Genomic DNA, 14870 nt, shown 5'->3' with positions numbered 1-14870 from the left:
GACTGATAGGTCGCGTTTGGTCGAGGGGCGCGCTGACGGGGATTTTCCCACAAAGCGCGCACCAGGCCAATATCAGCGTGCTTATGCGTTGTCTTGTCGGTCAAGAAAGCGCTCAAACTCGATTTCATACATACGAAATAGCACTAAGGTGATGGAGAAAATAATCGGGCCATAAATCAGTCCCATCAAGCCAAACAGATGCAAGCCACCTAACAGTGAGAAGAAAATAAGCAGGGTGTTCATCCCCGAGTTGCCTTGCATGAGGAAGGGGCGGAGGAGATTATCGATGGAGCCGACCACCACCACACTCCATATCAGTAAGGCGATCGCCCACTGCCAATCGCCCGTGGCCACCAAATAAAGCACGGTTGGCAGCCAGATGAGCGCGGTGCCGACCACAGGAATAAAGGAGGCGAACGCCATCATGGTGCCCCAAAATAGCGCTGGCAGGCCCACGGCCCACATCGCCAAGCCGCCTGCGGCCCCTTGCGCCAAGGCGGTGAGAAAGGACCCAAGCACGGCAGACTTGGCCACCTTTTCCACCTCATCCAATAACTGATCTTCTTGGCTGCGTGATAAGGGGATCACGTGGCGGAGCGTATGGATAATGCTGTCGTGATCGCGGAGCAAGAAAAACAGAACGAACAACATCAGCATAAAGGTGATGAAAAAATCGGTCACATCCCCTAATACCTTGGAGCTGAATTCGAGCATTTGGCCACTGAAAGAAGACATCCAAGCGGCCAGCTTTTTCACCGTTTCTTGTGGGTCAATTAAATCAAATGGCAGCCATTGGTTGAGAAAATGCAGTGACGATTGTATTTGTGGGTTGTTGAGTAACTGTTTTGCGCCACCGTTATTGAGCCACTCGTAACTGCGTGTAAAAAAGCTCACGCCTTGTTCGATTATCGCACCCGCTACCACGGTGAGGGGAATAATGATGATAAAGGTGATTAAGACACAAGATATCACCGACGCCGTGTTTGGGCGTTGCCCAATGCGATCTTCAATACGTTTATGAAGAGGGAAAAAGAGCAAAGAGACAATAAACGCGAGAACGATTGCACCAATATAGGGCTCGATAAGTAAATAGCACGCATAGGCTGCGATGATCAGCGCAGCGATTAAAGTCCAATGTTTCGGCTCGACACGAAATGACGAAGTCACAGGGTATCCCTCTTAGGCTGGTTGAGTGAGTCGGGCTGGCTTTACTTGCCGTCAAAAGGCCAATCAGCCGCTGGGCAGGTAAAGGTGCCTAAACAATAGGCACCTTAACACACAGTTTGTTGCACTAGTCAGTTAAAAAAATGGCCAAAAGATCGTTGAGGAAGAGCTTACCTTTAGCGGTTACTTGCCAATGTGTCTCGGACTCCGCGAGCAGACCTTGCTCAAGGGCTTGCGTCAAAGGGTGGCTGAGATGATCGAGGGGCAACCCGGTACGGGCAACAAACTCGGCTTTCGGGCAAGGTTCGAGCAGACGAAACCGATTCATAAAGAACTCAAACGCGAGATCCGTCTCTTTCACCCACTGGCTATCAGTGAGATAGGCTTTTTGTGGATCGAGGTAGCCGCGCGGATGCTTCACTTTAACGGTTCGAAGCAGGCGAGACTGATCGCCGTTAGGTAAAGTGAGCTTACCATGGGCGCCACAACCTATGCCCAAATAGTCACCAAAACGCCAGTAATTGAGGTTATGGGCGCATTGATGACCGGGTAAGCTGTATGCGGATGTCTCGTATTGTACGTAGCCAGCGTCGGTAAGCAGCTGATGCCCGCGATCAAAAATGTCCCACAAGGTATCTTCTTCTGGCAGAGTGGGTGGTTTGGAGTAAAACTGGGTGTTGGGCTCGATGGTCAACTGGTACCAAGACAGATGTGGCGGCTTAAGTGCAATCGCTTTTTCTAAGTCACTCAGAGCCTCTTGCTCTGACTGGTTGGGCAAACCATGCATCAAATCAAGGTTAAAGCTATTTAATCCCGCTTGATGGGCAAGGTGGGCGGCCCGCTCTGCTTCTCCAGGGCCATGAATGCGCCCCAAGCGTTCGAGCTTATCAGCAGAAAAGCTCTGCACCCCGATAGAAATCCGGTTAACGCCTGCTTGTCGGTAGCCGATAAATTTATCGGCCTCCACGGTGCCAGGGTTGGCTTCCATGGTCACTTCCAGGCTATCACTGACGGGAAGGCGTGCCTTAATGCCATCCAACAGACGTGCTATCTGTGGAGGTGACATCAAGCTTGGTGTGCCGCCTCCAATAAAGATTGAATGCAATGTGCGCGTGATGACAGAAGGGTAGGCGGCAAGATCAGTATCCAAATCCTCGAGCAGCGCATCAATATAATCCTCTTCCGGGATCTCACCTTTTTGGGTATGCGAGTTAAAGTCGCAATAGGGGCATTTTTGTACACACCAAGGAATGTGTACATACAGACTCAATGGGATCATGGTTTATTGCGACACTTTTAAGGCTTGGAACAGGGCGTTAAGTGCTTGTCCGCGGTGAGAACGTTGTTTTTTCTCGGAAGCGGGCATTTCTGCTGCGGTACATTGCTGATCGGCAGGTAAAAACACGGGATCGTAGCCAAAGCCGTTGTCCCCTTGCGGTGCTTGAGCGATTTGCCCTTCCCACACCCCGTGACAGACCAGTGGTGTTGGGTCATTAGCATGGCGCATATAAACCAACACGCAATGGAAGCGAGCCTGGCGTCCATCATTGTCTGTATCATGCAAAGCTTCTAACAGTTTAGCGACATTGTCCGTATCACTGGCTGTTTCACCGGCGTAGCGGGCAGAATACACGCCCGGCGCACCGTTCAACGCATCGACTTCTAAACCTGAATCATCGGCAATGGCGGGGAGGCCGGTCACTTTGGCCGCATGACGCGCCTTAATGATGGCATTTTCGATAAAGGTGGTGCCTGTTTCATCCGCCTCTTCAACCGCAAAGTCACTTTGTGGCAGGACGTCGAAACCAAATTCGCCGAGCAGTCCCGCCATTTCTTTTACTTTGCCTGCGTTCCCAGTGGCCAACACAACTTTCTTCATCACAGTTACCTATTGGGTTATAGCCCGACTACGGGGCATCGACGTAAAACGTATAATTATAGTCAAAGGACGCATTGCGGTTTCCTTCGGCATTGAGATCGATGTGAAAGCGATACGTCTCTTCATCATCGGCGGCGAAGGTAGCGATATAATAGATCGCGTCACCTTCTCTGATCTCGGTAAAGTCTAGATCACGACTGTTTCCGACCAAGTTTTTGACTTGTCCGGTGACCTCGGCGGCTATCGCCGGTTTTCCCAGTTGCATGGTATCGAGAACGGCAATGTTGACCAAGCCTCGATAGCCACTCCGGGTAATGTCGTACTGCTGAGCGATTTCGGGCGTTAAGAAAGTGGTCGAGAGCGTGTTGTAATGCACTTCCAACTCACCGATTTCTTTAAACTGACCTGCCCATGCTGGGGAGATAGCCACGGTGAATATGACGCTGAGCGCTGCAATTATCTGACGCATAATCTTTCCTTGTGATAAAGCGAAGTGAGGGTCGCTATCAATACGTACGGGTGCCTGAGTACGATCCGCCGTACATCGTTGGCACCCGTGAAATCCCGTAAGCGGTGCAAGCTATGGCGATAAGTCGAGGATGACTTAGCGCGTGGCGATTCGCTTACAGGGCATACCAAATCGGGCCGATAAAATCGCCGATAAGCATATTGATAAATTGGAGCGCGATAAAGATCACCAGAATACTGAGATCGAGCCCACCGAGGGGAGGAATAATACGGCGTACTGGCGCGCACACGGGCTCGGTCAGTTGGTGAAAAACATACTCTACTGGGTTGTTGCCTTGGCTGACCCAACTCAAAATAGCGCGCAGGATCAGCACCCAGAACAGCAACTTACCCGCGGCTTTCAGTAAGGCGATGGCGGAGAAGAGGAACATGCCTGAACTCATCGCGAAGGGGTTACCGGCGACTAAATCCAGTACCACAAATTTGGCCACCATGAGTAAGTAAGCAAACAGCACCGTTGCCAGATCCAAACCACCGAGTGCCGGGATCATACGACGCAACGGGCCAACCACAGGCTGGGTCGCTTTGACGATAAATTGAGAGAAGGGGTTGTAAAAGTCTGCGCGCGCCCATTGTAGCCAAACGCGTAGCAGCACCACCATGATGTAAAGATCAAACGCGGTGTTGATCAGAAAGGTCATTGCATTCATATCGTTGCCTTAGTGATTAAAATTCTTGTTCCATTTGCTCGGCGCGGCTGACTGCCGCCTGCATGGCCTGTGCCACTATATCGCCAATACCATGTTGGTCGAAAACGCGCAGTGCTTCAGCGGTTGTGCCGCCTTTTGAGGTGACCTGCTCACGCAATTGGCCAATGGTTGTGTCCGTATTGCTTACAACCATTTCTGCCGCGCCTTTTGCGGCTTGCTGAACCAGCTGCCTGGCTTGCTCGTCGCTAAAGCCTTGGCGGATAGCTTCTTGCTGCATCGCCTCCATAAAGCGAAAGAAGTATGCCGGTGCGCTGCCTGCAGCGGCAATCACACCATTTATTTTTGCTTCCTCGTCGACACAGCAGACTTCGCCGACGGCTTCCATCAATGCGGTGGCATAGCGTTTATCCGCGTCAGTGACTTGGCTCGACGCAAATAACCCGCTCATTCCTTGTCCGACAAGAGACGGTGTATTCGGCATCACACGTACTAGGTTAAGTGTGGTACCTGCCATCTCACACAGACGGTGAGTACTGATGCCGGCTGCAATTGAGATCACCAATTTTGATGACCAATCGACGGCCGATAAATCGCTTAAAACCTGCGCCATTAATTGTGGCTTGACCGCCAAGACAATGACGTCTGCTGCTTGGCAGGCATGCAAGTTATCACGGGTGGTTTGGATGCCATAATCCGTGCTCAGCACGTCGCCAGGGTGAGCGCTGGGTGATGAGGCCGTTATCGCTTTAGTGGGATAGCCTGCATTCACCAGGCCAGCTATGATAGATCGCGCCATATTACCGGCGCCAATAAAGGTAAGGGAGCGATGTTCCATGAAAAGCGTTCCTGTTGTTCTCGTCATTATTTGGGGTTTATCACGACCGCTTTGTTAGCGATAGTCTCGCGCGCCAAAAATTGCGGTGCCGACACGCACCATGGTGCTACCACACGCAATCGCCGCTTCCATGTCACCACTCATGCCCATCGATAAGGTATCGATATCGGGCGTCTGCTCACTGAGCGCATGAAACGCATTGGATAAAGGTTCAAACGCGGCGCATTGTCGCTGATAGTCCGTCTCAGGCTGTGGAATAGACATCAATCCTCTGACATTCAGGCCGGGTAGGGCTCGGATATCTTCAATGAGGGCGATGGCGTTATCCACGGATAAGCCCGACTTTGATGCCTCGCCACTGGTATTGACTTGTACCAGGACATTGAGCGGCGGTAAATGGGTCGGACGCTGCTCGCTCAGGCGTTTAGCAATCTTCAACCGATCGACAGAATGCACCCAGTCAAAGTGCTCTGCAATTAACCGTGTTTTATTGGACTGAATGGGACCAATAAAGTGCCATTCGATCGGTGCCGCGGGGGGATGCTCGGCAAAATACTCGACCTTTTCCACCCCTTCTTGCACGTAATTTTCCCCAAACGCCCGTTGCCCCGCGGCGATGGCATCTGCGATCGCCTCGATAGGCTTGGTTTTGCTGACTGCAATTAATTGCACGGAGTCGGCGAGTCGGCCGCATTTTTGGCTTGCGTGGTCTATCTGTTCCCTGACCTGTTGAATATTGTTCTTAATATGACACATACCGGATTCTGCAAGGAAAATGAATGGATATTAATGAGCTACTTGCGTTTAGTGTAAAGCATCGCGCGTCAGATCTACATCTTTCTGCGGGGGTGTCGCCTATGGTGCGGGTAGATGGCGATATGCGCAAGCTTAGTCTGCCACCGCTGAGCCACCAAGCCGTGCGGGAACTGGTACTGGCAGTGATGGGCCCTGAGCAGCAGCATGTTTTTGACAACACATGGGAAGTCGACTTTTCCTTTGAACTAAACTCGGTGGCGCGTTTTCGCGTCAATGCGTTCCACCAGCTACATGGTTGTGCGGCGGTCTTTCGTGTGGTGCCCACCGCCGTACCAAGGCTAGAGGATTTATCCGCGCCGCCACTTTTCAGTGAGCTGGCTTTGCTACATCAAGGGTTGGTGTTGGTGACTGGGCCGACAGGCTCGGGGAAGTCGACCACACTGGCGGCGATGATTGCGCAGATTAACCATCACCAACAAAAGCATATTCTGACTATCGAAGATCCGATTGAATTTATCCATCCGTCCGAGCAAAGCTTGGTGAACCAGCGCGAGGTCAAGCGTGATACGCAGTCTTTTCAGCAAGCCTTGCGCTCAGCGCTGCGTGAAGACCCAGATGTGATATTAGTGGGCGAGCTACGTGACTTAGAAACCATCCGTCTAGCGTTAACCGCGGCAGAGACCGGGCACTTGGTGTTTGCGACCTTGCACACCGCTAGCGCAGCGAAAAGTGTCGATCGTATCATTGATGTATTTCCCGGCAGCGATAAGCCCTTGGTGCGCTCGATGCTGTCGTCCTCACTGCGGGCGGTGATTTCTCAACAACTGGTCAAAAGCACCCAAGGTCAGCGTGTTGCTGCTTATGAAATTATGACGGTGACATCAGCGGTTTGTAACTTGATCCGAGAGGATAGAGTGGCGCAAATCGCCTCCATGATGCAAACCGGTACCGTGCATGGTATGCAGACGATGGCGCAAGCGATGGCCCAGCTCGAGAAGCAAGGGGTGATTGCACCGCAGGCGGCGATCTCGCCCAGTTAATCTGTGTACTGACGCTCGAACCAGCTTTCGATAATCACCACCGCAGATTGGGCGTCGACGGCGCCTTTGCCTAGGGCTTTATAACCACCACGAGCAAAAAGATCCGCACGCGCTTCACGGGTAGACAGGCGTTCATCGTGCAGCTCGACGGGGTAGCCGAAACGCCCGTGCAGGCGGTTGGCAAATTTCTTTGCTCTCGGTGTGATGGTCTCTAACGGTTGACCGTTTAAGTCGAGCGGCAAGCCCACCACCAGATAATCGGGTTGCCAGTCTTTGAGTATGGCTTCGATATCATCCCAGTTTGGGATCCCGTCTCTCGCTTTTAAGGCGCACAAAGGGCGAGCGGTGCCGGTTAGTGATTGGCCGATGGCGACGCCAATGCTCTTGACGCCGTAATCAAATCCAATAATGGTCTGTGCGTTCATGCATGTCCTACTTGTGAAGAAAGGTTTGCCGCGTCGATACCGAGCTGATCGAGCGCTTTTTGCCAACGTTGGTGAACGGGGGTATCAAAAATGACCTTGGGGTCGGCTTCGAGTGTCAGCCAGCTATTGTCGGCCAATTCCTGCTCAAGCTGGCCCGGCTCCCAGCCGGCATAGCCCAGCGCGACCAGAAATTGCTCTGGCTGTTGCTCGGTGCCGAGAATCGAGAGAATGTCTTTGGAGGTGGTGACCGATAGCTGATCAGACAGCGGAATACTGGTGCCGTACTCACAGGTTGCAGGGTGCAGCACAAAGCCTCTGTCCTCAGAGACCGGGCCACCAAAAAGGACGGGTTGAGATAGGCTCTCTGTGGTAGTCGACAAGGGCAGTTGTCGCTCGACCTCAATTTGATCCAGCATTTTTCCCACTGATAAGTTGATCGGGTGGTTAATCATCAGCCCCATTGCCCCGTCATGGCTGTGCTCACACACATAAATAACGCCATGATGAAAACGGCTATCAGCCATACTGGGCATCGCGATTAAAAAATGATTTTTCAGATCCATATCGCCGTCTCCTGTGGGGGCGCGTACTTCGAGTATGCGCGAAAATTGATGTTTTAGATAATGAAGGCGCAGAGAGCGCCTTCTTTTCTTAGGCGCAGCGTCTAGCAATCGCCTCCATTAACATGTCACCAATAGAAATGTCATACGCGGCATCAATCTCGCGAATACAGGTTGGACTGGTGACATTGATTTCCGTTAATTTGTCGCCTATCACGTCGAGGCCAACAAAGATTAACCCCTTTTCTTTGAGGGTAGGGGCTATGGCGCGCGCGATGGCCCAGTCAGTCTCTGACAGAGGACGTGCTTCGCCGCGACCGCCTGCCGCTAAGTTGCCACGGGTTTCACCCTCAGCGGGGATCCGCGCTAAGCAATAAGGCACGGGCTCTCCATCAACAACCAAAATTCGCTTATCGCCGTTGCTGATATCGGGCACAAAGGTTTGCGCCATGCAAAAACGTTGACCATGTTCGGTAAGGGTTTCGATGATCACACCCAAGTTGGGGTCGCCTTGTTTCACTCGGAAAATCGAGGCGCCGCCCATGCCATCAAGCGGCTTTAAAATCACGTCACCATGTTGTGCTTGGAACGCCCGGATTTCGTCAGCGCGGCGAGTGACCAAGGTGGTGGGCGTGTGCTCTGGGAACCAAGCCGTGTACAGCTTTTCATTGCAGTCGCGTAGGCTCTGTGGCTTATTCACAATCAACACACCGGCCTGCTCAGCGCGTTCGAGCATGTAAGTCGCGTAAATGTACTCGGTATCAAACGGCGGATCTTTGCGCATCAAAATGGCATCAAATTCCCGTAGCGCGAGAGTTTGCGTTTGCTTGATTTGATACCACTGTTCTGGGTTATCCATCACGGTGACGCTGTGAGTGCGGGCATAAGGGTCACCTTGCTGCATCGACATGTCATCCATCTGAATGTAATGCAGGTCCCAGCCGCGCTTTTGTGCTGCCAGCATCATGGCAAACGTGGAGTCTTTTTTCACACTGATGGCTTCAATGGGATCCATCACTATACCTATTTTCATCATTTTTCTCCTGCTTGCCAGTTAACCCAGGTCGCCAAAACGGACCTGCAAGGCCGTGATGGCAGTCAGTGCCGCGGTTTCTGTTCGCAGCACGCGTGGGCCCAATAGGATTTCTTCAAAGTTGTGTTCGCGTGTCATCGCAATCTCGTCATCAGATAACCCGCCCTCCGGGCCAATCAGTAAACGCAGTTTTTGAGGCGCGTCGGGAAGCGTGTTGATAGAGTAGGAGGCACGCGGATGCAGGTTTAGCTTCAAGCCTTCAAACGTCTGCTGACACCATGCATCGAGATTGATCACCGGATTAATAGTGGGGACGACATTACGGCCGCTTTGTTCGCAGGCGCCAATGGCGATTTTTTGCCATTGTTGGCGCTTTTTCTCGAGTCGCTCAGCATTGAGCTTGACGCCGCAGCGAGCTGAAAAAAGCGGGGTGATGGTATTCACGCCTAACTCGACCGACTTTTGAATGGTAAATTCCATCTTTTCGCCGCGCGAAATCACTTGGCCTAGTTCAAAGTCAAGTGGTGACTCGACACTGTATGATTCGCGAGCGGTAATGGTGGCAGACACCTGTTTTTTACTCACTTGTGTCAGTGTGGCAGGAAATTGCGCGCCGCTACCATCAAAGAGCAAAATGGGCTGCTCTGCCTGCATACGCAGGACGCGACCGAGATGATTCGCCGCTTCATCGCTTAAGATCACCGTGCCTTGTTCGGGTAACGGTGCTGGGTGATAAATTCGAGGAATTCGCATTGTGCTCGTGTTCCATGTTCAAGTCGCCCTCAGTGTAACATGACCAAAGGGACGATAGGCTCTGTCACTACTATGGGGACGAGGGACGAAAAAGCAAACTATTCTGATCCTTCACCACTGCGTGTTAGTGGCTGTTGGCAGCGGTTGCAGCGATAGATGGCTTGGCCGCGTTGTATTTTATTGTGACGGCGAATGGATAAGGCGACAGGCCCGCAATCACAGTAGTAAGCAAAGGTTTTACCCTGCACGGCGCTGATATCAAGCTGGTGGGTGGTATTGGCAGGGGCGTTAAAGACCTGGGTCATCAACGAACGCCACTCAGGACCATGCGGTTTCACCCGACCGTATAACGCAAAGGTGACCAAATGACAGACTTCATGAGGGATCACTTCGTCAAAAAAGGTGTCGGGTGCTTGTTGCAAAAGAACAGGATTAAACCGGACGCGCCATTGGGCTGGATGCGCAGTACCGGCCGACTTGCCCCGCAGTGTAAAACCAACCACGGGGTAGGTCAGCTGGGTGTCCAATTGCTGGTTAACCACATCAATACATTGCTGGGCGCGTGAGAGCGCTGCCTGTTGTAATGCATGAGCGGATTTTTCTGGGGTGTCATAAGCACAAGACATAAGTGGTCGTCCTTGCTGCGATCAAAAAAGGGAAGCCGAGGCTTCCCTTAAAAGCACTGAGTCGCCTAAGGTTACCCGAGCTTGGCAAAGTCGCGCAACAGCTCCGCTTTGTCGGTTTTCTCCCAAGGGAAGATGTCGCGACCAAAGTGGCCATACGCAGCCGTTTGCTTATAGATAGGCTGTAACAAATCCAGCATTTCTTGCAAACCATAAGGGCGTAAGTCGAAGTGCTCTCGTACCGCTTTAATGATCACCGCTGGTGCGACTTTTTCAGTGCCGAAGGTCTCGACCATGATGGACGTCGGCTCGGCGACGCCAATCGCGTAAGACAGTTGAATTTCACAACGGTCGGCAAGGCCTGCGGCAACAATGTTTTTGGCCACATAGCGCGCGGCGTAAGCGGCAGAGCGATCCACTTTTGAGGGATCTTTTCCTGAGAACGCCCCGCCACCGTGACGGGCTGCCCCGCCATAGGTGTCAACAATGATCTTACGGCCTGTCAAACCACAATCGCCCATTGGCCCGCCAATCACAAACCGACCCGTTGGGTTAATGAAATACTTGGTGTCTTTGGTCAGCCATTCCGCCGGCAACACAGGCTTGATGATTTCTTCCATCACCGCCTCGCGCAGATCCTCAGTTGAAATACTGTCGCAATGCTGTGTAGAGAGCACGACGGCATCAATACCGGCAATTTTGCCGTTGTCATACGCAAAGGTGACCTGGCTTTTCGCATCTGGGCGTAACCAGTCTAAGGTGCCATCTTTGCGCACTTGCGCTTGGCGCTCCACCAAACGGTGTGAATAGGTAATAGGAGCTGGCATCAGCACATTGGTCTCATTGGTGGCAAAGCCGAACATGATCCCTTGGTCGCCAGCGCCCTGATCTTTCGGGTCGGCGCGATCAACCCCTTGGTTGATGTCTGGGGATTGTTTACCAATGGTATTCAATACCGCGCAAGAGTTGGCATCAAAGCCCATATCAGAGTGGATATAGCCAATATCTTGAACGGTTTGACGAGTAAGCTCTTCGATATCGACCCATGCCGAGGTCGTCACTTCCCCGCCTACCATTACCATGCCAGTTTTAACATAGGTTTCGCAGGCGACGCGTGCTTTGGGGTCTTGCTCAAGGATGGCATCCAAAACAGCATCAGAAATCTGATCTGCGATTTTATCAGGATGGCCTTCAGAGACGGACTCTGAGGTAAACAGGTGCTTAGCCATGTGACACTCTCATTGATTATCAGGGAAACTGACGATACGTATTAACGCGCACCGCCGATCAACTCAGATGTTTTAACTTCTAGACGTCTATTTTATTCGCAATTGTGATAAACGCAAGTCAGATGATGCATATGGGTGTCTTAAGGTATAGCAAAATTGGCTGAGATGCGCTTACACCGCGTGGGATACTGGCTGTGGCTTCACTGACCCCCATGATGAGGGAATCGCCTCTTGCAGCCAGTGCACCAGTGATTCGACACGCAGAGGAAGGCGGCCAGCGCTGCAGTAAAGACGTAACGGAATAGGTGCTGAGGCCCAGTTAGGCAAGCAGCGCATAATTCTATCAGGATGATGGTGTTGATAACCCGTGGCGCTCCAAATCGGTAGCAATCCAACGCCCTGCCCATCGGCGATAGCATCCAATTGAATGGCTATCATATCGCAATTAAAGCGGCTAGGCATGGCGCTTAAGTGGTAGGTACTGTCGTGGTCATAAAGCGTTAACCCTTGTCGACGTAGGGCAAAAACATCGAGCCAAGGGTGTTCATCGAGCAGGCTAGGATGCGTAAACGGGCCATATTGGCTGACATAGTCTGGTGCCGCGTAAATACCATATTGCCAGTGGCCAAGCTGATATGAGCGGCAATTGACCGGTAACATGATGTCTCCTGCCCAGATGATAAGATCGGCCGACTGAATACGTTGTGCACTGACTTCGCTTGTTAATGTGATGGACACTTTGGGATGCTCAGCGAGAAAACGACTGATCAATGGAGCCGCCCAGCCGCGCATCATTCCGGGGTGGCAAATCACTTCTATCGGTCCTTGAAGGTGATTATTTAAATCCTGTATGGCCTCTTCACTCCTTTCTGCTAAATCAATAATTTGATGACAGTATCGCGCAAATATCGCGCCCGCTTTGGTTAAGACCAGTCTATTGCCTTGTCTTTGCGTTAAAGGTTGTCCTAGGTCGGCTTCAAGTTGAGCTAAGCGACGACTCACCGTTGATTTGGGTTGACCTAATGCCTTAGCGGCTGCCGTGAGGCTTTGATGATGACACAAAGCCGCAAACGAACGGATCGAAGATAAATCCTGCATAACTTTCCTTTTAACGCCAGTAAGACGTCACATCAGCTGTCCAGAAGGAGAGAAATTACCTCGTTCAATAAATGGAACGAGATGTTCCCTTTATGGGGCTAGGCGTCCGTGAATCCATGTGAATAATTCTCAACGAACAAATGATAATTATTATCACAAAATGGAGTTGATTATGTCCAGTTGTCTTCGTCCCGTTGTTATCGGGATGGTATTAGCCGGTATACCTGTGAGTGCCATTCATGCGGCAGAAGCAGGCGCTCAAAATACGGAAACCATGGTGATCACTGCCTCAGGGTTTGAACAAGCCACGGCAAAGGCGCCAGCGAGTATCAGTGTGATTAGCCGTGACCAACTTGAAGATCGTTATTATCGCGACGTCACAGACGCCCTAAAACGTATTCCAGGTGTCGTGGTCACAGGGGGCGGTGACACTCAGGATATCAGTATTCGTGGAATGGGTTCCAAGTATACCCTGATGCTGGTGGACGGAAAGCGTATGACGAGCCGGGAGACTCGTCCGAATAGCGATGGCCCTGGCATTGAGCAAGGCTGGTTACCTCCCCTTCAAGCGATTGAACGTATCGAGGTGATTCGGGGGCCGATGTCGACCTTGTATGGCTCTGACGCCATCGGTGGGGTGATTAATATTATTACCCGTCGTGAACAACATGAATGGCATGGCAATGTGCAATTAAGCACCTTACTGCAAGAAAAACGCGCATCAGGCGACGAACAAAGCGCCAATTTTTACCTTTCTGGCGCCTTGAGCGATAAGCTTGGGATGACGGTATCGGGCCAAAACGTTCAACGCCAAGAAGACGATATTCTCTCTGGTTACGAGGACAAATCTTTACGTAGTCTTTCTACCTCGTTGACCTATGATGCTAGCGATTATCAACAGTGGACCTTGGACTTAGGCGCGAGTTCGCAAGAGCGAAATGGTCACATAGGTAAAACCGTTCCCACGGATGATAGCCAGTGTCGAGGCAACAAATGTGAAAACAGCAACAATGAATATCGACGGCAATCAATCGCCCTTGGGCATGAAGGGCATTGGACATGGGGCTGGTCAGATTCACACTTACAGTACGAGCAAAGCCGGAATAAAAGTCGTGAAATGACGATTAAGAACACCGAGTTTAAAACCCGTCTCATTCGCGATTTTGAAACACACACTTTGACGGTTGGTGGCTCAGTGAACAAAGCGAAGTTAGAGGACTTTACCTCTAATAAAGCGTCGAGCCAAACTGAGATTGACAATACACAAGCGGCTTTATTTGTCGAAGATGAGTGGCGTGTGATTGAGCCATTTAGTCTGACCCTCGGCTTACGTGTTGATCATGATGAAAACTACGACTACCACGCCAGCCCGCGTGTGTACGGCGTGTATCAACTCAATAGCAACTGGGTGGTGAAAGGCGGCGTGGCTACTGGGTTCCGTTCACCACAACTGCGCGAAATTGCCCCGAATTGGGCGCAAGTGAGTCGCGGGGGAAATATCTACGGCAATCCCGATTTGGAGCCTGAAACCTCTATTAACTCAGAAGTCAGTATCAACTACCAAAGCGATACGGGGATCAGTGGCTCGTTAACCGCATTCCATAATGACTTTGAAGATAAGATCACCCGAGTGACTTGCCCAACCTCGGTGTGCACGGATGGCCCCAACCAGTTTGGCTCAGATCCAACCTATCGGATTAATGTGGACGAAGCGGTCACTCAAGGGGTTGAAGCGAGCCTATTCGTGCCAGTCACGGAGACGGTCGACGTGAGTGCCAGCTATACCTATACCGATTCAGAGCAAAAAACCGGTGACTATAAGGGGCAGCCTTTAACGCAAATCCCCCAGCAGCTCGCGTATGGCGAAGTTAATTGGCAAGCCACTGAGAGGTTGCGTCCTTGGGTGAGCGCGACCCACCGTGGCGAAGAAATGGATCCTGTGACAGGTCCATCTTCTCGCAGCAATATAGAGCCAAGTTACACCTTGGTGGATGCCGGGATGAACTACCAGCTCAGCGATGCCATTGAACTGCAAGGCGCGGTTTATAACCTATTGGATAAAACGCGTGAGTATGAAGACTACGGCTATATCAGTGATGAACGCCGCTATTGGTTAGGACTGAATATCAGCTTCTAACTCGTGATAAAAGGAGCCATGCCACTTTATAGAGTGGCACGACCCTAACACGGCCACGCCCGTCTCGGACTTTACCGGACGGGCGTTTTTTTGCTGCATTTTATTCCCAGCTAGCGTGAGAAGAGTCACACAACACGTGCGTCTTTTACGTGCTTGAGAT

The 14870-nt window shown here is 51.5% G+C and carries 16 protein-coding genes; 2 read left to right on the top strand and 14 right to left on the bottom strand.

Features of this window, described 5'->3' with window-relative positions; translation table 11 throughout:
- Positions 1 to 81 precede the first annotated feature (81 nt).
- The 7 genes from FCN78_RS11070 to FCN78_RS11040 all read right to left on the bottom strand — a co-directional run bounded on the left by FCN78_RS11070 (position 82) and on the right by FCN78_RS11040 (position 5812).
- On the bottom strand, positions 82 to 1167 hold the full coding sequence (locus tag FCN78_RS11070; RefSeq protein WP_069362079.1) for an AI-2E family transporter: 1086 nt from the start codon (positions 1165 to 1167) through the stop codon (positions 82 to 84).
- Positions 1168 to 1291: 124 nt separating this feature from the next.
- Entirely contained in the window at positions 1292 to 2443 is a 1152-nt protein-coding gene (gene hemW, locus FCN78_RS11065; protein ID WP_077659595.1) for a radical SAM family heme chaperone HemW, read from the bottom strand.
- A 3-nt stretch (positions 2444 to 2446) separates the two neighbouring features.
- Positions 2447 to 3043 (bottom strand): RdgB/HAM1 family non-canonical purine NTP pyrophosphatase, encoded by a 597-nt coding sequence (rdgB, locus tag FCN78_RS11060; RefSeq protein WP_077659594.1) that lies wholly within the window; start codon positions 3041 to 3043, stop codon positions 2447 to 2449.
- Positions 3044 to 3071: 28 nt separating this feature from the next.
- The gene (locus tag FCN78_RS11055; protein WP_077522840.1) at positions 3072 to 3512 is read right to left on the bottom strand and encodes a DUF4426 domain-containing protein; all 441 of its coding nucleotides are present in this window, start codon (positions 3510 to 3512) and stop codon (positions 3072 to 3074) included.
- Positions 3513 to 3666: 154 nt separating this feature from the next.
- A complete protein-coding gene (locus FCN78_RS11050; RefSeq protein ID WP_069362083.1) occupies positions 3667 to 4221 on the bottom strand; it encodes a YggT family protein in 555 nt (184 codons plus the stop codon).
- Between the two features lie 16 nt (positions 4222 to 4237).
- A complete protein-coding gene (proC, locus tag FCN78_RS11045) occupies positions 4238 to 5056 on the bottom strand; it encodes a pyrroline-5-carboxylate reductase (protein ID WP_077659593.1) in 819 nt (272 codons plus the stop codon).
- Positions 5057 to 5110: 54 nt separating this feature from the next.
- The gene (locus tag FCN78_RS11040; RefSeq protein ID WP_077608237.1) at positions 5111 to 5812 is read right to left on the bottom strand and encodes a YggS family pyridoxal phosphate-dependent enzyme; all 702 of its coding nucleotides are present in this window, start codon (positions 5810 to 5812) and stop codon (positions 5111 to 5113) included.
- Positions 5813 to 5835: 23 nt separating this feature from the next.
- Between FCN78_RS11040 and FCN78_RS11035 the strand changes: the two genes are divergently transcribed.
- Positions 5836 to 6852 (top strand): type IV pilus twitching motility protein PilT, encoded by a 1017-nt coding sequence (locus tag FCN78_RS11035; protein ID WP_069362086.1) that lies wholly within the window; start codon positions 5836 to 5838, stop codon positions 6850 to 6852.
- Here FCN78_RS11035 and ruvX read toward each other — a convergent pair.
- From ruvX to FCN78_RS11000, 7 genes are all read right to left on the bottom strand, one after another.
- Entirely contained in the window at positions 6849 to 7277 is a 429-nt protein-coding gene (ruvX, locus tag FCN78_RS11030; protein WP_069362087.1) for a Holliday junction resolvase RuvX, read from the bottom strand. The two genes, FCN78_RS11035 and ruvX, sit on opposite strands and share 4 nt — an antisense overlap.
- Positions 7274 to 7840 carry a YqgE/AlgH family protein gene (locus FCN78_RS11025; protein ID WP_069362088.1) on the bottom strand — a complete coding sequence of 189 codons (567 nt, stop codon included), beginning with the start codon at positions 7838 to 7840 and terminating at the stop codon, positions 7274 to 7276. The genes ruvX and FCN78_RS11025 overlap by 4 nt, the downstream gene beginning before the upstream one ends.
- 88 nt (positions 7841 to 7928) lie before the next feature.
- Positions 7929 to 8873 carry a glutathione synthase gene (gene gshB / locus FCN78_RS11020; RefSeq protein WP_077458999.1) on the bottom strand — a complete coding sequence of 315 codons (945 nt, stop codon included), beginning with the start codon at positions 8871 to 8873 and terminating at the stop codon, positions 7929 to 7931.
- Positions 8874 to 8891: 18 nt separating this feature from the next.
- Positions 8892 to 9623 carry a 16S rRNA (uracil(1498)-N(3))-methyltransferase gene (gene rsmE / locus FCN78_RS11015; RefSeq protein ID WP_077659592.1) on the bottom strand — a complete coding sequence of 244 codons (732 nt, stop codon included), beginning with the start codon at positions 9621 to 9623 and terminating at the stop codon, positions 8892 to 8894.
- A gap of 98 nt (positions 9624 to 9721) precedes the next feature.
- A complete protein-coding gene (locus tag FCN78_RS11010; RefSeq protein ID WP_077659591.1) occupies positions 9722 to 10249 on the bottom strand; it encodes a SprT family zinc-dependent metalloprotease in 528 nt (175 codons plus the stop codon).
- Positions 10250 to 10320: 71 nt separating this feature from the next.
- Positions 10321 to 11475, bottom strand: a complete 1155-nt coding sequence (gene metK, locus FCN78_RS11005) for a methionine adenosyltransferase (RefSeq protein WP_069362092.1) — start codon at positions 11473 to 11475, stop codon at positions 10321 to 10323.
- A gap of 171 nt (positions 11476 to 11646) precedes the next feature.
- Positions 11647 to 12573, bottom strand: a complete 927-nt coding sequence (locus FCN78_RS11000) for a LysR family transcriptional regulator (protein ID WP_077659590.1) — start codon at positions 12571 to 12573, stop codon at positions 11647 to 11649.
- Between the two features lie 172 nt (positions 12574 to 12745).
- Between FCN78_RS11000 and FCN78_RS10995 the strand changes: the two genes are divergently transcribed.
- A complete protein-coding gene (locus FCN78_RS10995; RefSeq protein ID WP_106407197.1) occupies positions 12746 to 14710 on the top strand; it encodes a ligand-gated channel protein in 1965 nt (654 codons plus the stop codon).
- Positions 14711 to 14870 lie beyond the last annotated feature (160 nt).

Source organism: Salinivibrio kushneri (genome assembly GCF_005280275.1).
Taxonomy (GTDB): Bacteria; Pseudomonadota; Gammaproteobacteria; order Enterobacterales; family Vibrionaceae; genus Salinivibrio; species Salinivibrio kushneri.
The sequence above is the reverse complement of the archived record's forward strand: the minus strand, read 5'-3'. Positions and strand labels throughout refer to the sequence as shown.